Here is a 17,800-nt window from a genome sequence, read left to right on the forward strand (position 1 = left end):
GATTCGGATCGAGGCATTTAGATCGCCAGGTAGTAGGAAAATACCGCCTGGGGCGAAGCGCCATCGCAGGAACCGTGGTATGCCGCCACCGGCGACGTTCGATATCGATACGCTGCCGGGCAGCTCTAATTTGACGGCTTTGGAGACAGCAGCGGTCATCCGGCGCACGCCCGGAGCGCTGGAACAGTGGCGGCGCGATCCGAACCACCCGCTGAAATGGCGCTACGTCGATGGCCGCCCCCTCTATCGTGTCGATGCGGTGCGGGACTATCTGGCCAAGTGCGATAAGACGACTAGGACGCCTCGGCCGCATAATGCTCACGGAGACGGCCGAGCAGCTCGGCCTTGATCGGGTCAAGTGGATTCGTCCGCTGCAGGCGCACGATCTTCCCGATGCGTTTCGCGCCAACCAACTCTGCGATGTAGTCGTGAGCGGCCTCGAACGCCATCTTGCGGATGATCCACTGTTCGTCGTGATTGTAGACTTGATCGATTCCGCTTGGCTTCTGCCCAACACACAATCGCTGGATTTCGTTGTCGTAGCCACAGCGCGACATGATGGTGCGCAAACTGCGCCTTAGGTCATGCATGGTGAACTTGGCAACGCCCGCTTCCTTGACCAGGCGGTTGACCATCTTGGTAAAGCCCGACATCTGCCCACCGGTCTTCGGTGACGGGAAGACATAGTCGGACGTCGCGCGCTGGAAATGTTTCGCGGCCGTGAGCACCTCGTCAACCAGGTGAGTGCGCGGCACATCGTGGTGCAGCCCCATCTTGGTCCACGCCGCATCGAAGGTGATCCGGTCGTCCATGATGTGCTTTCGCCACTCGATCATCGTAGGCTCGCTGCGGCGCGGGCCGCCGAGCAGGCACATGCGTGCCAGGAGACCGAAAGCCCCGAGCTTGCCGGATGCATCCCAGACCTTGATGATTTCCTCATCGGTCAGCGCGCGGCCCTTTGTTCGGCGCCCGACTCTCTGCGCGCGAGTTTCCTTGGGCGCGCGATAGCCGGCGAGCACGTTGTGCTCGACGTAACCTTCGCCGACGCACCATTCGAGGAAGGTGTGCACGTGCTTGCGCAAGTCCTTGGCGGCACCGCGCTTGCCGGTCTTGGCAATCTTGTCGACCGCAGCCATGATTTGCCGTCGCGTCAGGTCCCCTACGCCGCTCTCGGCGTGATCCTTGAGCCCGCGCCGCAACGCCGACATTGCTGGCTTCCAGTTGACAACTTGACGTTCGGTCAAGGACGTCTGGTAGGGACCATCTTCAACAATGAGGGTCGCGAGCGTGGTGCGCTGCTTCTCGGCTGCCTGTTGCCGCCTCGCCTCGCGCTTCGCGTCGTTCGGGTCCAAGCCCTTGACCACCTCGCCTGCGGCGATGGTGGCGGCCTTGCGCGCGGCCTTCTCATTATATTTGGGCCACGCGCCGAGGGTCTTGCGCTGGGTACCCCTCACCCCCGGCTTGGTGAAGAGGTAGACCCAGGTCCGGCCGCCGGTGGCGCGCATGCGCAAGGCGAGGCCGGGCAGCTTGTCGTCGTGGAGATAGTGCTGCGCCTTACCCGGCGGCAGCGTTGCGTTGCGGATCACCGCATCGGTGAGTGTCAGCTGGCTGGCCGGCTCCGTCATGATCCATTCCCTCTCTCTGTGCCCCGCAACAAGGGCGGCCAACCTCGAACAGAACCGGGTCTCAGACCTCCCCCGTTTTTGTGCCCCGAGGGAAAATCCACGGCGGGCACAACGGGGGCATACAAAATGTAGCAAGATCACCTATGGCCTCTTATGGCCGCACAAGGCCATACCCACCATCAATCAAAGAGGTTTTTGCATCTCAACTATGGCCGGATTTGGTTGGATCGGGTCTACCGATTGTGGTTCACACGGGAGAGGTCCAAGGTTCGATCCCTTGTGCGCCCACCACGCTTCGCCAAGAGGCTTCGCGTGGCGCAGCCACGTCCAACAGTGGCGAAGCGTGTCCGGCGTAGCTCGAAGAGCGTAGACTGACTGGGGCGTCTTGCTCCCGGTCTGGCAAAATCGTGAAAACAACCCCATGCACAGTAACCGGCGTCAGTTGGATCAATGGGTTACGCATTTTTCCGAATTCATCTTGCTCCGCCGGGCAAAACAGAGCCGCTTACCGCTCTAAAGCGCGATGCGATGAATCGTCATCGCGCTTTAGGTCGTTGTTTAAGCATGATCTTTTCGGAAAAAACGCTGCGCACTTTTCCGGATCATGCTTTAATGAGCCATCAGGACCGGCAGATCCGCGTGTTCCATGATGTAGCTGGTCGCCCCGCCGAATATCATTTGCCGCAGCCGAGTGCGGGTGAAAGCGCCCTTGATCAGGAGATCGCAGCCCTTGGTCCTGGCGGCATCGAGGACCGCCTCGCCGGTATCGCGATTCCCCAGCTCAACCCTTATCGCCTCGGCTGCAATGTCATTGTAGCGCAGTTGCTCGACGATCCGATCGGCAGATGGTCCTGGTACCTCCTGGCCGCCAATGACAGTTAGAACCGATACCCTTTTCGCCAGGCGAAGCAGCGGCATGGCAAATGCGTTTGCCCGCGCTTGCTCGGTACTACCATTCCAGTGGATCATGATGTTTGTCGCGACGCTTGGCGGTGCATTCAACGGCGCCAGCAGGACCGGCCTGCCGCTCTCAAACAGCGCGGATTCGATCGCGCGACGGTGAAGGCCCGGAGCATCGACGTCAGACCGTGCCATCACGATCAGATCGAAAGCGCGCCCATAATTTCCGACAAAGTCGTCGCCCTCGGGCGCGTTCTCCAGCCAGCCGAAGCATGGCCGACCTGAACCCGCAGTGGCTCGAGGAATGTCGTGCTTCAGCATGAATGCTTCGAAGAAGTTGCGCATGTCATTCAATTCGGCCTCGCTCTTCGCCTCAAACGAATCCAGGAGGATGCCGGTGGCCAATTCTGAGGCCACATATGGCGGGATGCCGAATCGCAGCGGAAAGCCTTCGATATAGGCGCCAGTACGTCGCGCGAGGCCTACTACGACATTGAGCGTGGATGTCATCATCGGAATATTTTGAAGCGGGACCAAGAGCGTCTTCATTTTCAACCTCCCGGCGTTTTCGGTGAACATTGAGGTCAGATGCGCTGCGTTATTCCACGTTGCGAGACGTTCCGGTTTGTCATCGACCACGAGAATGGTCAGGCGGCCTGCTCAAGCCTTGTGTCTATCTCCTGGCGCAGCGCCGCGAAGTCGATTGGTTTGGTCATCAGATCGGCTGCGCCGTTCGCCAGCGCCTTGCGCCTGGTCTCGGCGTCGCCGTAGGCCGTGATCATGATGACCGGCACATCGGGGCGAACCGAACGCACGATGGGCAACATCTCCAGCCCGCTCATTCCGGGCATGTTGATGTCGGACAGGATCAGAATCAGGGTGGCATCCTCCATCTCGACCGCGCGCTCCAAGGCCGCGGGCGCGCTAGATGCGAACTCCATGAGAAAGCGGCCGGCGCGCAAATCGCGGCGAAACTGCTGGCGAAACAAGGCCTCGACGTCCGGTTCGTCGTCGACGACCAATATGTAGACGCTCAACTTCAGCCTCCGGTTCGCGATGGTGCAGCCAGCGTACGTGGCAGCGTAATGATGAACTCGGTATAGTCGCCGGGCTCGGTATCGACCTCGATGCTGCCGCCGTGCTGCTTCACGATGATGTCATGACAGATTGAAAGGCCGAGGCCGGTGCCTTCGCCTGCGGGCTTGGTCGTGAAGAATGGATTGAATATCTTCTCTCTCACGTCGGCCGGGATGCCGGCGCCATTGTCGCGAATCCGGATTTCAACGGAACCGCCCAGATTTGTGGTCGTCGCGCGCAGCTTGGGCTCGAAGCCGTCGCCGGTGGCGTTCTTTTGTTTGCTCGCCGCGTAGAATCCATTGGAAACGAGATTGAGGACCACCCGCGTGATTTCCTGCGGATACAGCTCGAGCGCCCCTGCGGATGGATCGAGATTCCTTTCAAGCGTGATATTGAAGCCTGCTTTTTCAGCGCGCGCCCCGTGATAGGCAAGGTTGAGGCTCTCTTCGACGATGGCGTTGATATCGGCCGAGCGGCGCTCGCCTGCCCCCTCGCGAGAGTGCAGAAGCATGTTCTTGACAATGGAATCGGCGCGCGTTCCGTGCTGCACGATCTTTTCCAGATTGCCCCGCAGCAGGTGTATCAGCGCGTCGATGTCCTGCCTTGCTGCCTCGCCAAACGTGGCTGAGCGCAGCCCGTCGCGGAGCTCGTCGATCAGCTCGGAGGACAGCGCAGCGAAATTGTTGATGAAGTTGAGCGGGTTCTTGATTTCATGTGCAATGCCGGCGGTAAGTTGCCCGAGCGAGGCAAGCTTCTCGGTCTGGACCAACCGATCCTGCGCATTTCGAAGTTCCTCGAGCGACTGCGACAATTCCCTTGTGCGCTCGCGCAGTTCATTCAGCAGGCGTGCATTCTCGATTGCTATCACGCCCTGGTGCGCGAAATTGGATACGAGTTCGATCTGCTTGTCGGTGAAGGGCTTAACTTCCTGCCGGAAGATCGTGATGGTGCCGATCAGCTCATCTTCCTTGAGCATTGGCACGATGACGAGCGTCCTTGCACCGGCAAGATCGGCGAGCGCGCGAACGTTCGGGTTGCCTTCGACGTAGGGCGGCTGAGTCCTGATATCGTCGATATGAACCGTCTGATGAGTTTTCTCGACGGTGCCGAGCCCGCTTGCCGGGTGCGGGCGAATTTTCCGGGATAGCCGGGTGTCAATATAAGCCTGTGGCGCGTTATGCAGCGCCACCGTGCGGAAGCCGCCGTCCTCGTAGAGATTCATGGTGCCGAAACCTGCGCCGCAAATGCGGGTCGCATTCTCCAGCATCTTGTCGAAGACCGGGGTCAAGGCGCCCGATGAAGCGCTTATGATCTCCAGCACCTCCGACGTTGCCGTCTGTCGCTCCAGCGATTCGTTCAGCTGCTCGAACAGACGCACGTTGCCGATGGCGATGACTGCCTGGTCTGCAAAGGTCTGAAGCAGGTTGATCTGCTTCTCGCCGAACGGGCGCACCTCCGTACGGCGTAGCACGATTGCCCCCATGCTCTCGCCTTCTCGCAAAAGCGGCACGCTAAGGACGGTCCGAACGCTGGAGCGAAGCGCATATTCTCGTCCCGTCGGGAATTCCTCCCCTTCAGGCCCGAGCAGGTCGTGCACATGAACTGTGCGGCGATCGATAATGGCCCGGCCGGTGGGCGATTCCGCACTGATCGATCGTCGGCTCCACACCACGGGAACTTGGCCATGGTGCGCCTGGATAACGAGATCGTCCCCGTCCCTCAGAACGACCAGCGCATCATAGGCCTCGCAAAGTCCGCATGCGCTTTCCACAATGGCCTTGAGCACGGGACCGACTTCGGTCGGCGAGGACGCGATGACGCGCAGGATATCGGCGCTGCCGGTCTGGTACATCAGCGCCTCGGACAGATCCCGCGTCCTGGTCTGCAATTGTTCCAGGAGCCGCACATTCTCGATAGCGATCACGGCCTGGTCGGCAAACGTGGTGACGAGTTCGATCTGCTTTTCCGTGAAGGGCTGCACGCGCTTGCGGGCGATCACGATCGCGCCGGTCGGCTCATTCTCGCGCAGGAGAGGAACACCGAGCGCGGTGCGCTGACCGGCCATGGTGATCGACGCCTGCAGGCCATATTCGGGATCGGCAGCGACGTCGAGGATCTGCACCGGACGGCGTTCGAGGACGGCCCGACCTGTGACCGTGCTCCGTCCGGGGCTAATTGGGTGAGCCCGCAGAAACTCGATGTATTCCTCGGAGAACCCTACCGCTGCTCCGGCCTGATATTCATCGCCCTCGCGGCGCATGATGAACGCCATCTCCGCTTCGCACAACCGCGCCGCCGAATCGACCAGCGTATCGAGCACGGTTTGCAGGTCGAAGGTCGAGCGGCTGATCACCTTCAGCACATCGGCCGTGGCCGTTTGCTGCTGAAGCGATTCGGCGAGATCGCGCGTCTTCGCCTGGACCTCATCGAATAGCCGGACATTCTCGATCGCGATCACGGCCTGATCGGCGAAAGTGGAAACCAGGTCGATCTGCTTGTCCGTGAACGAGTTCACGGTCTTGCGGCCCAGGAATAGCACGCCGATCGTTTCCCCGGACCGAAGCAGGGGCACGCCCAGGAGGGTGCGATACCCGCCGGCCCTCTGCTGCTCGGGATAGGCATATTCGGGATCGACCAGGACATCCTGAATCTGGACGGCCTTGCCGCATAGCAGCACACGCCCAACGACGCTGCCGCGTCCGGCACTAAGCCGGATGCCCGCCGAGACTTCGGCCCACTCGGGCGAGAAATTGTATCGCGTTGCATGACAGTAGGCGCCGTCGGCGTCCTGCCGGACGATGGCCGCCATGTCGGCACCACTCAGCCATGCCGCTGATTCCGTCAGTGTGTCGAGAACCGGCTGCAAATCAAACGCGGAGCGGCTGATGACCTTCAAGACATCGGCGGTCGCGGTCTGCTGCTGCAGCGATTCCCGCAAGTCGTCGGTACGCGCCTGCACCTCATTGAACAGCCGCGTATTCTCAATGGCGATAACGGCCTGGTCGGCGAAGGTCTGCAGAAGTTGCACATGATGCGGAGCGAAAGTACCGGGCTCGGTCCGCGTTACGCTGATCATGCCGATCACCACGCCGCCGGTCGCGAGCGGAACGAACAACATGCTGCGAAAGCCGCGGGCGCGAGCGATGAATTTAATTTCGTTCGTCAGCGTTTCAGTGTCGGGAGTCGGTACTACCTTACCCGCCTGAACTCCTGCGAAACTTTCAAACTCGGCAATTGGCCTCGGAAACATGTTCTTTAAGGCCTCGTCGGCGGCAGAATTCGTCGGCGTGAATGCCGCCAAATGGGCCGTGCCGTCGATGAAGCGGAATACGGTGGTCGAAAATCCGCCAAGCAAGGCATTGGCCTGCCTCGCAATTGCATCGAATACCGGCTTCACCTCCGATGGCGAACTGGCGATGATCTTGAGAATGTCCGCAGTGGCGTTCTCGCGATCTTGTGCGGCGCGCAATTCGGCCTGGAGCCGCGCCTTCTCCTGCTGCAAATCCGTCACCACGTCCTGAGGAAGCGCGGCCATGATGAAAATCCACGTCGCCGGCCGGTTCGCGGCCGACGTCAAAATAAAATCAAGAAAGCGTCGGGAATTATTCCACCATCAGGTGCTTCCGACCAGACCTATCGTTAGTTGATTTTCAATCAACTGCGCGTCAATTCGCCTCCGCGATCTACCGAAGCGGCGAGTTCCACAAGTTGCCGCTGGGACCAATTTGCTTCGGTCCACATGGTGGCAGATCGCCAGGTCCAGGTGAGGCTATTGCGGCGGCTGATTTCGGATCGCATCCAGTCTCTTCACGATCTGCCGGCAAGGTCTATCAGACCATCGCCAAGAGGCACCTCAGGAACGCATCGCGTCAATCGCGTGGGCTATTAGGACCGCAACGCTGACGCCGATAAGGATAACGAGGACCCAATTCAAAAACACGTTCGCCTCCAACCCTTGGAATTGAACGCGAGCAATTGTGCACAGTCAAAAACAACCGGCCCAAATTATTAATTTCGGCTTGGGCTGAGGATTCAATGTAACTGTTGCGTCCGTTGTCGGCCCTATCGATGGAATGCCATAAATAGAAGAACCCCGACAACGCACGCCGCGAGTGAGAGCAAGTAAATATCCACGGCAAATCCCGACTCATCTCGAAGTGGAGATTTAAATGGGAACTCGCATTATGCCCCGGTCAAGCCCAAAGCTTGCCAGAACAGTCGATATGCCCTGTAACCTGCCAGCTGCGGCAATCATGGCCCGGGAGCCCGAAAGTCTCTGCCGCGACACTCTAGCTTTAGCTTTAAATGGCCGATTTAAAAACATTCCTCCGTGGGGAATTAAATATGCTTAATTCAGATCTCACGCGACTGCAACCGGCGCATTCAAACCGAGCCTTAAGAAGCGTTGCGATGTGGGCTACTCGCACTCGTCTTGCCGACGCCTTTTTCCACGTTTACGACAAACGACCTCGGTTTGGGGCCGAGGTCGCCAACCTTGGGGAAGGTTTGCTCCCGACGGGGGGCTTTTGATCTGGGGACTTGTCGGGAGCTTGGATTCGACTCGGAATTGGGAAAGTCGTTCCGCTTGCCGAGCAAATAAAAGCGGCCTCGGCGAACGGCGCCGGGGCCGCTGCATTTCCGGCCATTCGTTCAGCTCACCTGTCCGATGAATCATCTTCGGGCCCGTCCCCATGGTCATCGGGGCTTGTAAGCGCTTTCGGCGCACTTCACGGTCGCGTGCACGAAGCCATTTTGGCGGCCAGACGAAGCAATGCTGAAACAACGCGGTCCGATGCTGAGATGAGCGAGGGAGGTTTTAAATGCGTAGCCTAATTTTCGGGGTCGTGCTCGTTGCGCTAGCAACAATCGGATCTTCATCGTTTATTTCGGCCGCTCTTTCGGCAACGCGGGATGCGAAGTCCGCAACGTTCTCAACGCGGTTCGCGCCCGCAACAAACGTTCCCGCCTGCCCTTTGCCTCCTGGGCCGTGGACCGGTTCGGGCGTGCGTTCTTAAGCGGCTGCTTTCCGAACCATGGATCGGCGCTCCGCTGTTCGATCAGGGGCCTGACACAGTTTCACGATTGGAACGGATGACAGCTGCCCCAAGGGGATAATTGCGCTTTCGCGCGTGGCTTGGGGATATTCTGCCAATAGGTCAACGCATCTGCATTTTCCGAATCGACGTTCCATGGTCGCTCGCTCATGCGTGGCCTTCGGGGGTGTAGGTGTGAGCCAGTTTCTATCGATGCTGCTGCTGACAACAGCCGTGGTTCTAACCGTCTGCTTCGGAGTGGCGGCCTGGCGCCTCTCTGACGAAAAGGACATTGACATCACTGGCCAGATCGCACGCCAGTCGTATGGATGGAAAGCGGCGCCGGCCAGATAACCCTTTCACTTGCCTCCTGCGCGCTCTCTGATCTGAAATGCCGGCTGCGCGTCGCTGGCACGGTCCTTGCCAATCCCGGCCTATCTTCACCGGTCCTGGCAGGGAGCCGTTTCGCGATGAAACAGAAATCTCGAACCTCAAAGCCGCAAAAGCCTAGTTTGGCACACATAATCTCCGATTTGGTGAGATTGCTTAAGGCAGTAAAGGATCTTGAGGGCCTAAGAAAGAAAGTCCGGCTAGCAGAAGGCGCTCGCGTATTGCACTAAGCTTGGCGGGTAGAGGCGCATTATTAAATTATGGCTCGATCAGCGCAGCGATCTATTGATCGCAGACGATCAGTGGCGCGCCCGCCACGCCTTCGTATTTGGAGATGACGGGGCCACCCCAGCGATAGTTCAACCGAGCCCGATGCTGACGTCCTGGCGATCCGCTCCCTGAAGGCGCATCGCTTGCTACGACGGAGGTCTGCTCCCTCCCGCTTGCCGGCGAGTTGAACGAGTTCGCGGCGATCCAACCTTCGTTCGTCGTCATTGCAATGACGTTGTTGATGCAGTTATGCCCGGAACTCCGTTCTCCTGCCCCGGACGCAGCGCAGCGCTACTTCAGCGGTGCGCTGCAGAGCCGGGGCCCATGTTTCAGAGCCGGGGCCCATGTCTCAGCGAGTGCCTGGCTTCCTGGGTCCCGGCTCAGCGCAGCAACACTCACGCGTTGCAGCGCGTCCGGGACACTAATTAGAAAGATGCGCCCTATCGCCGCGCACGCCGCCTCAAGCTTCAAGCAACCCGCTGTGGCCGCCACGCCGTGTAGAGACCGGCCAGGGTGCCGATGGCGACCAGCGCGGCCGCCAGCAGCAGCTGCAACTCCCCGTCATCGGTGGGGCCGACGGACGACACCAGCCGGGTCACAATGACGAACAGAATGCCGACGGCGGCCGCGGCTCCGATGCAGAGATAAGCGAGCTCCCGCGTCAAATTGCGGCCGAGAAGCCCGAGCGCCGTGAAATACATCGCGCAGGCGTTGGGATGAATGAACAAGGCGATGCGTGCGTAACGACCGTAGGCATCGAACAGCGACTCGCATCGGCGCAGGGCCGCCTTCGAGGCCACCCGCTGCAGGAACGGCCTGAAGAAGCGAGCCTGTCCGTAGCTGAGAACGGCGCCGACGATGATGGCGAGCCATGCCACGGTGAAGACCGAGCCGTCCACGGCCTTGGGATTGAGCGCCACGGACATCAGGATCAAGGCCGTTCCGGGAAAATAGCCGAAGTATGGGAACACCGCTTCCAGCAGCACGCAGACGAACATGAAGGCCGGAAACCATGCCGACCCGGTGGCGCCATGGACGATCGCGTTCAAGTCGAATAGGCTCGTCCTGTACAGAACGAGGTACATGCACACGGCAAGGCCGGCCAGCGCGTAGAACGGCAACGCTCCCGATAGAAACCGTCTCATCCAACCATCGCGCTTCGTTTGGCGGAGACGACGGCCTCGCGCTGTTCCGGATCATGCTTTAGGCGAATGAGATCGCTCCTGTCGATAGGGCGCATTGCTACGCGATCGACAAAATCTCGATCTCCTGCGCGCCTGCCCCCACGACATCGCCGACCGCCTTGCCCATCAGCGATCGCGCCACCGGCGCCACGAACGAGATCGTCCCCGCCTTCGGGTCGGCTTCGTCCTCGCCGACGATGCGATAGGTCTGCACGCGGCCGTCAGCGCGGCTGAAGGTCACCGTGCTGCCGAAGGCGACGATATCGTTCGACACCGGATCGGGAACGACCTGTGCCGTGCGCAGCCGCTCCGTCAGATAGCGGGCATCGCGCAAGGGCACGGCCGATTGCCGGCGCTTCTCGTTGACGTCCTCGATGGCTTGCGCGGCCTCATAGGCCTCGCGGGCTTCTCGAAGCTGCGTCTGCAACGCCTGCAGGCCGGCTTCCGTGACGAGGTTGGGATGCGGCGAGATCGGGCGATCCGGCAACAGCGTCTCTGACGCGGTCTCGGCGCTATCTTCCTTGGTAAAGGCGACGCTCAATGCAAGAATCCTGTCGAACCGTTCCGGGAGGCGGCGCCAGGCGCCGCCGCTTGTACCGGACTATATCTCAAGTTCGACGAAACGACGGAGCTTGAAGACGATATCCGGCAAGGCCTGGCGGAACCGCGTTGCATTCTGGAAATTGGTCGAGAACGGCGCGAAGGTGATCATCGCGTTCCATTGCCGGTAGCCATAGACCGTGATTGAGGCCCCGGTTGCCGGAAAATCCTCCAGCTTGCGCAACTCGCCCAGCACGAGATCGGCGATCGCTTCGGCAGGCAGCAGCCGTTTGCCATCCCGCGTCGTGACGATCTTGGCAGGCTGCTCGACCGGCTCCACCTTGGCCGGTGCGGCGTCGGACGCATCCTCTTGCCGGATCGACGTCGCCTCGGCGACGGGCGCCGAAACCGATTCGGCTCCGTTCGCGGGCATTGTCGGCGGCGCCTCGGTGAGCGGCGGCGGTGCAACATTGTCTGCGCGCTTGTTGCCTCCGAGGATGCTGCTGATCATGGCCACAAGGCCAGCATCCTTCACGTCGTCACTCATCATTCCCCCCGGCTTCGGCTTAACTCTAGCACTGCTCTCGCAGACCGCCAGCGGGGATCTGCGACCGGAATCCGCCTGGCAGAGGCGGTTCGTCGCAGGCGTTCGTTGGAGGGCCGGGCTCTTCGACAGCCCGTTCTTCGAAGGCGGCAGCGGCGCAAAGCCCAGCATCCCGCGCCGCCATGCGATCCGTCACTGCTTATCGAACGGAATATATTGCTGGTACTGCTTAGGCACCGAGCTGCGATAGCGCGCGGGCACGGTGCCGGTGTCGACGGAGTGATCGATTTCCTGCTGCCGCGTCATCTTCTTCTTCGCCGGCTTCTTCGACGCACTCTTCTTGGCGTCGGTCGGCTGGCTGGAGCTGTCGGTGGTCGCAGCAGGTGCCGCTGTCGTTGCCGGCGCAGTGGCTGTCGCCGCAGGCGCGGCGGTCCCGCCGGCAGCGGGCGGGGTCTGGGCCAGCGCGAGCGGTGTCTGCATGATGAGCGCCAGCGCCGCTGTCGCGGCCAGCAAGTATGACTTTTGCATCAGAGCCTCCAAAATTGCCTGATCCCAACGAGGCCAAAGCTAGGCCTGCGGCATCGACACGTGCAAGTCTGTCAACATTAGGTCCGATCCCCCAGGAGAACTGTGGCCGAGATCACATTGCTCGCCACCGGCGCCGAGCACAGCCTTTCCTCCAAGTTCCTCGCCAGTCCGCTACGGGTCTTGGACAACACGGCGACCATCGAGGTCACCGGCATGGCAGACGGATGGGTCCGACCGGCATGATTGCGCGTGCTACCGCGCGACGCCGAGGCCGGCCTCCGCGAGCCGCGTCGCGAACCAGCGCGACAGCGCGTCGTCGGCAGCGCCGCTGACATAGACCTCCGACATCGTCAGCCGGTCCTTGTCCAGCACCAGCAGCAGGCCGATCCAGTAGGGAAACCAGACGTGGACATCGGTCAGCGCCCTCAGCTTGTGCTGGTCGTGCTCCAGCGGCGTGTGATTGCTCGCCTTGCGGATCTCCACGGCGAGCAGATTGTTCGGGATCTCGCGCTGATGCACGACGACATCGGGGTAGATCGACTTTCCCAGGTGATCGTCGGTCGAGATGATGGTGCCGTGGGGCAGATGCAGCGTGCGCTCGCCGAGCCGGTCGTAATTGCAGTCGACCGACCAGCCCGAGAATTGTTTCTCCAGATGCACGGCGAAGCGGTGCGTGACCGCGCGCTCGCCGATGTCCTTCTCGAACAGAAAGCCCTCGTGGGCGTAGAAGTCCCGAAGCGCCGCGATCACCTTGTTCAGCTCGGTCTGCATCGTGCCTCTCGACTCATTCGGCCCTGCGTCCCGACCGGTCTCTCGCTCCCTCGCCCCGTTCTTGCAGGGAGAGGATGGGGTGAGGAGCCGTCTTCCGCGAATTCGGTCGGAATGATAGGTCGAACGCGCGCGGCGTGCGAGTCGGATGGTCCTTTACCGGGGCTTGCAGCCTGCCTTGCCCCTCACCCGGATTGCATCTTCGATGCAATCCGACCTCCCCCGCAGAAGAGCGGGGAGAGGTGAGGAGATCGAGCACTCCTTACATCTGGACTTCGATCAGCCGCGGCCCGGGCTCGGCGACGGCCTCAGCCAGCGCCTTGTTGAACTCGTCGGCATTGGTGACGGCGCGGCCGGGCACGCCCATGCCCTTGGCCAGCGCCACGAAATCCAGCGTCGGACGGTCGAGCCGCAGCATGTCGTTGGCGCGCTGGCCGGGCTCGCCGGCGCCGACATTGTCGAACTCGCCGCGCAGGATCTGGTAGATGCGGTTGGCGAATACGATGGTGACGATGTCGAGGTTCTCGCGGGCCTGGGTCCACAGCGACTGGATCGTGTACATCGCGCTGCCGTCGCCGACCATGGTGATGACCTTGCGGTCCGGGCAGGCGATCGCGGCGCCGATCGACAGCGGCGTCGAGAAGCCGATCGAGCCACCCATGTTCTGGAGCCAGTCATGGGGAGCCGCCGCCGCGGTCGGCGGGAAGAAGCCGCGGCCGGTGGTCAAGGACTCGTCGACCATGATGGCGTTCTCGGGGATAGCGCATGCGATCGCCTGCGCGATCGAGGCGAAAGTCAGCGCGCCGGTCGGCTTGACCAGCTCCTGCAAAGCCTGCGGCTTGACGTCCTTGGCGCTGGCCTTCACCGCGCCGGCAAGCGCCTCGAGCGCGGCGACCGAGTTCTCGCCCCAGGAGGTCATGCGATGGACCTCGCAGCCTTGCGGCTTGAGCATGCTCGGCTTGTTCGGATAGGCGAAGAACGCCACGGGATCGTCGGACTCGACCAGCACGATGTGACGGAACTTGGCCAGCATCGGCAGCGCCTGCTCGATCACGTAATGGATGCGGTCGATCGAGAAGCGGCCGCGGCCGCGCGCCATCTTTGGCCGGAAGGTCGGGCCCATCACGGTGCAGCCGGTCTTGTTCGCGATGCGCTCGGCGAACGCCAGGCCCCGCTCGCTGAGCGCGCTGCCGGTCATCAGCAGCAGCGTGCCCTCGCCGTCGCCATGCAGGATTTTTGCGGCCTGCTCGACCGCCTGCGGCGAATAGCTCGCGCGCTGCTGCTCGGCCGGGACCTCGGCGATGCCGTCGGCCTCGTTCCAGGCGGTGTCGGCGGGCAGGATCAGGGTGGCGATCTGCGGCGGCGCGCTCTTGGCGGCGGCAATGGCCGCGGCGCCGTCAGCGGCGACCGATCTGGCATCCGGCGAGGTCCGGACCCAGGACGACATCGGCCGGGCTAGGCCCTCGATGTCGGAGGTCAGCGGCGCGTTGTAGCCGATGTGGTAGACCGCGTGCTGGCCGACGATGTTGACGATGCCGGAATTGGCCTTCTTGGCGTTGTGCAGATTGGCAAGGCCGTTGGCGAGGCCGGGGCCGAGATGCAGCAGGGTCGAGGCCGGCGTGCCCTTCATGCGGAAATAGCCGTCGGCGGCGCCCGTCACCACGCCCTCGAACAGGCCAAGCACGCAGCGCATGCCCGGCACGCGATCGAGTGCTGCGACAAAATGCATCTCGGAAGTGCCCGGGTTGGTGAAGCAGACGTCCACCCCGCCCTTGACCATCGTCCGCACCAGGCTTTCCGCACCGTTCATTCTTTTTGCTCCGCAACCGGCCACTTCCGGCGATCCACGCGATCAATCATTGTTCGCTCGGCCAGTCAAAGCAATAGCCGGCATCGCGGCCCTGCCCCGCACGACGATGCGCCGGTTTGGCTAATGCTCCGTTCCGGTGAGAACGCTCCAACGTTTTCGAGCAAATTGGCGCGGTTGCCGATTTGGTAACACCATCCGTTAAGGATGCCCTGTCTCACGGCCCCGTGGCTTGCGGAATGCCCGCAAATATGGCCTGTGGCTTTTGTTGAATCGTTTTTTTCTGGGGGAAGCAATGATCCGGTTTTTTGCCGCGCAGATCACCGCAATGGCGCTCGTGCTGGCCGGCGCGGCCGACGCATCCGCGGCGGGAATGATAGACTTCACGGGCACCAGTTCCACCGGCTATCTCGGCGGCGGCGGCAGCCCGATCCCCCGCACCACCGTCATGTACAACGGCAATTATGCGCCCGGCACGATCGTGGTGAACACGGCCGAGCGCCGGCTCTATCTGGTGCTCGGGAACGGTCAGGCGCTGCGCTACGGCATCGGCGTCGGCCGCGACGGCTTCCGCTGGGGCGGGGTGCACAGGATCACCGCCAAGAAGGAATGGCCGGACTGGACGCCGCCCTCGCAGATGCTGGCCCGCCGCCCCGACCTGCCGCGCCACATGAAGGGCGGCATCGAAAACCCGCTCGGCGCGCGCGCGATGTATCTGGGCTCGACGCTCTATCGCATCCACGGCTCCAACGAGCCGGAGACGATCGGCCAGGCGGTCTCCTCGGGCTGCTTCCGCATGACCAATGACGACGTCAGCGATCTCTATAGCCGTGTCGCGGTCGGCACCCCTGTGGTGGTGCTGAACAATTAGCGCTGCACATGCGGTGCGCTCCTTCCCCCGCTTGCGGGGCAGGGGAATCGCATATGAATGACACGGGGGCTGTCTAGGCTTGCTCCGCCTCTCCCGCTTGCGGGAGAGGCCGACGCGCTCGCAGAGCGCGGCGGGTGAGGGTTCTCGCCGCGCTGGGGCGTCCTCAGTTGTTCTCAATAATCCCTGCGCGGAGACACCCTCTCCCCAACCCTCCCCCGCAAGCGGGGGAGGGAGCCGACCGCCGATGCCGCTGCATTCCGCACATCATATGCGATAGCCCTGCGCTTGCGGGGGAGGGTTGGGGAGAGGGTATCTCCACAGAGAGACTCCCCAAGAGGAGAGTGCCCTCACCCGCGCCGGAGCCTGTCATCGGGCGCGCCCTCGGCGCGACCCGTTGGGCGCGACCTCTCCCGCAAGCGGGAGAGGTTCAAGGGCCAGCAGCACCCGTCGGATTTCGACACGATCTGTCCCTTGCAGCACAGACGAAGACCAGGAACCCGCAGGCGCGGACATCTGCGACCTTGTGCATGCGGCGTGAATGCGGCAGCGTCGTGTGACGATGAGCGCACTGAATCCATCCCCAGCCCTTCGCTCCGCCCTGCTGGCGTTCGCGGCGCTCACCTGCGCGCCTGACATCGCTACCATAGCCGCCGCCGGCGAATTGCCCGCGGTCTCCTCGCGCCAGCGCACCGAGAAGAAGAGCTTTACCGACGGCGAGATCGTCGACGGCTTCCTGAAGACGGCGTTCGGCGCCGAATATCATCTCGCCGGCCGCGTCGACCGCATCCGCAAGTTCGACGGACCGGTGCGCGTCTACGCCGAGAGCGACCGCGCCGATCGCAAGGCGCAGCTTGCCAAGGTCGTGGCCGACATCGGCAAGCGCGTGCAGCATCTCGACATCGCCATGATCGACACCAACGAGGCGGCGAATGTGCGCGTGAAGCTGGTGCGCGACCGCGATCTCTACCGCACCCTCACCAGCTTCTACGGCGCCGAGAAGGCGCGCGAGATCCGCTCCTCGCTCGACCCGCAGTGCCTGTCCGGCTTCCGCAAGAACGACAATTTCGAGATCGAGCATTCCGACGTCATCCTCACCGTCGACAACGGCGATTTCGTCTTCCTCGATTGCGCCTATGAGGAGCTGCTGCAATCGCTCGGGCCGATCAACGACACCACGAGCGTGCCCTGGACCATGTTCAACGACAACGTCTCGATGGGCTATTTCGATATCTACGATCAGTACATCCTCAATCTGCTGTACGATCCCCGCATCAGGGCAGGCATGACCGTCGCCGAGGTCAAGGCGGTGCTGCCCGCCGTGCTCGCCGACGTGCGCGCCTGGGTGAAGCGGGTGAATGATCTGAAGGAGTGAGGCGCAAGTCGTCGTTTCGTGCGCCGGTAAGTCTAACCTGGTGCCCCGGACGCAGCGCCGCGCCTCTTCGGCGATGCGCTGCAGAGCCGGGGCCCATCTCGCCCAATCTCCGTGCCGCCTTCTAGGTCCCGGCTCGGCGCTGCAAGCCAAAGGCATTGCAGCGCGTCCGGGACACTCGCCCGGCGAATTACTGCACCAGATCGGCCACGGTCGTTGCCGCCTTCAGGCCGGTGCCGGTGAGGACCGCGACCGTGGTCTCGGTCGCCTTGATGGCGCCGTCGGCTGCGAGCTTGTCCAGTGCGGCGGCCGCGCTGGCGCTGGTCGGCTCTGTGAACAGGCCCTGGCGCGCAAGGCGGCGCAGCGCGGCGGCGATCTCCGCCTCGGTGAGCGCAATGGAGCCGCCGCCGCTCTCGCGCAGGGCGCCGATGATCTCGCGCAGGCGCAGCGGATGCTTGATCGCGGTGCCTTCGGCGATTGTCTTGCTCACTTCGCGAGCGACGGGCGTATCGACGCCGGCCTTGAAACTCGCATCGATCGGCGAGCAATTGAGCGGCTGCGCCGCGAACAGGCGCGGCAGTTTCGATATCTGTCCGGCTTTCTTCAGCTCGCGAAAGCCGAAGGCGCAGCTTGCCAAGGTCGTGGCCGACATCGGCAAGCGCGTGCAGCATCTCGACATCGCCATGATCGACACCAACGAGGCGGCGAATGTGCGCGTGAAGCTGGTGCGCGACCGCGATCTCTACCGCACCCTCACCAGCTTCTACGGCGCCGAGAAGGCGCGCGAGATCCGCTCCTCGCTCGACCCGCAGTGCCTGTCCGGCTTCCGCAAGAACGACAATTTCGAGATCGAGCATTCCGACGTCATCCTCACCGTCGACAACGGCGATTTCG

General features: G+C 62.2%; 13 protein-coding genes and 2 pseudogenes. 4 read left to right on the plus strand and 11 right to left on the minus strand.

Going from position 1 to position 17,800, the window contains the following annotated elements; translation table 11 throughout:
- Window positions 1-293: 293 nt before the first annotated feature.
- From E4K64_RS32995 to E4K64_RS33040, 8 genes are all read right to left on the minus strand, one after another.
- The gene (locus tag E4K64_RS32995; RefSeq protein WP_126259240.1) at window positions 294-1,625 is read right to left on the minus strand and encodes a tyrosine-type recombinase/integrase; all 1,332 of its coding nucleotides are present in this window, start codon (window positions 1,623-1,625) and stop codon (window positions 294-296) included.
- Between the two features lie 609 nt (window positions 1,626-2,234).
- The gene (locus E4K64_RS33000) at window positions 2,235-3,164 is read right to left on the minus strand and encodes a universal stress protein (protein WP_235884854.1); all 930 of its coding nucleotides are present in this window, start codon (window positions 3,162-3,164) and stop codon (window positions 2,235-2,237) included.
- An 8-nt stretch (window positions 3,165-3,172) separates the two neighbouring features.
- Window positions 3,173-3,562: a response regulator gene (locus E4K64_RS33005; RefSeq protein ID WP_135167070.1), complete on the minus strand. Its 390-nt coding sequence runs from the start codon at window positions 3,560-3,562 to the stop codon at window positions 3,173-3,175.
- A gap of 2 nt (window positions 3,563-3,564) precedes the next feature.
- A complete protein-coding gene (locus E4K64_RS33010) occupies window positions 3,565-7,137 on the minus strand; it encodes a GAF domain-containing protein (protein WP_235884855.1) in 3,573 nt (1,190 codons plus the stop codon).
- A gap of 2,625 nt (window positions 7,138-9,762) precedes the next feature.
- Window positions 9,763-10,440, minus strand: coding sequence for a hypothetical protein (locus E4K64_RS33025; RefSeq protein WP_135167074.1), 678 nt, complete (start codon window positions 10,438-10,440; stop codon window positions 9,763-9,765).
- Between the two features lie 97 nt (window positions 10,441-10,537).
- On the minus strand, window positions 10,538-11,020 hold the full coding sequence (gene greA, locus E4K64_RS33030; RefSeq protein WP_135167075.1) for a transcription elongation factor GreA: 483 nt from the start codon (window positions 11,018-11,020) through the stop codon (window positions 10,538-10,540).
- 60 nt (window positions 11,021-11,080) lie between these two features.
- On the minus strand, window positions 11,081-11,566 hold the full coding sequence (locus E4K64_RS33035) for a hypothetical protein (protein WP_135167076.1): 486 nt from the start codon (window positions 11,564-11,566) through the stop codon (window positions 11,081-11,083).
- Between the two features lie 189 nt (window positions 11,567-11,755).
- Window positions 11,756-12,091 carry a hypothetical protein gene (locus tag E4K64_RS33040; protein ID WP_135167077.1) on the minus strand — a complete coding sequence of 112 codons (336 nt, stop codon included), beginning with the start codon at window positions 12,089-12,091 and terminating at the stop codon, window positions 11,756-11,758.
- A 102-nt stretch (window positions 12,092-12,193) separates the two neighbouring features.
- Between E4K64_RS33040 and E4K64_RS40685 the strand changes: the two genes are divergently transcribed.
- On the plus strand, window positions 12,194-12,334 hold the full coding sequence (locus E4K64_RS40685; protein ID WP_167772382.1) for a hypothetical protein: 141 nt from the start codon (window positions 12,194-12,196) through the stop codon (window positions 12,332-12,334).
- Between the two features lie 9 nt (window positions 12,335-12,343).
- Here the strand turns inward: E4K64_RS40685 and E4K64_RS33045 are convergent, their stop codons facing one another.
- Both E4K64_RS33045 and E4K64_RS33050 read right to left on the minus strand, forming a co-directional pair.
- On the minus strand, window positions 12,344-12,862 hold the full coding sequence (locus E4K64_RS33045; RefSeq protein WP_135167078.1) for a hypothetical protein: 519 nt from the start codon (window positions 12,860-12,862) through the stop codon (window positions 12,344-12,346).
- 259 nt (window positions 12,863-13,121) lie between these two features.
- Window positions 13,122-14,669 (minus strand): acetolactate synthase large subunit, encoded by a 1,548-nt coding sequence (locus tag E4K64_RS33050; protein WP_126259231.1) that lies wholly within the window; start codon window positions 14,667-14,669, stop codon window positions 13,122-13,124.
- A 370-nt stretch (window positions 14,670-15,039) separates the two neighbouring features.
- Here E4K64_RS33050 and E4K64_RS33055 point away from each other — a divergent pair, with 370 nt between their 5' ends.
- Both E4K64_RS33055 and E4K64_RS33060 read left to right on the plus strand, forming a co-directional pair.
- Complete coding sequence (locus E4K64_RS33055; protein WP_430642548.1) at window positions 15,040-15,537, plus strand: L,D-transpeptidase; 498 nt, start codon at window positions 15,040-15,042, stop codon at window positions 15,535-15,537.
- Window positions 15,538-16,096: 559 nt separating this feature from the next.
- Window positions 16,097-16,909: a DUF2927 domain-containing protein gene (locus tag E4K64_RS33060; protein ID WP_135167080.1), complete on the plus strand. Its 813-nt coding sequence runs from the start codon at window positions 16,097-16,099 to the stop codon at window positions 16,907-16,909.
- Between the two features lie 187 nt (window positions 16,910-17,096).
- Here the strand turns inward: E4K64_RS33060 and E4K64_RS33065 are convergent.
- A pseudogene (locus E4K64_RS33065) lies at window positions 17,097-17,543 on the minus strand (threonine synthase); the annotation flags it as partial.
- Between E4K64_RS33065 and E4K64_RS33070 the strand changes: the two are divergent.
- Window positions 17,527-17,800: pseudogene (locus E4K64_RS33070) on the plus strand (DUF2927 domain-containing protein); the annotation flags it as partial. The pseudogenes E4K64_RS33065 and E4K64_RS33070 sit on opposite strands and share 17 nt — an antisense overlap.

It is taken from the genome of Bradyrhizobium frederickii, assembly GCF_004570865.1.
Taxonomy (GTDB): Bacteria; Pseudomonadota; Alphaproteobacteria; order Rhizobiales; family Xanthobacteraceae; genus Bradyrhizobium; species Bradyrhizobium frederickii.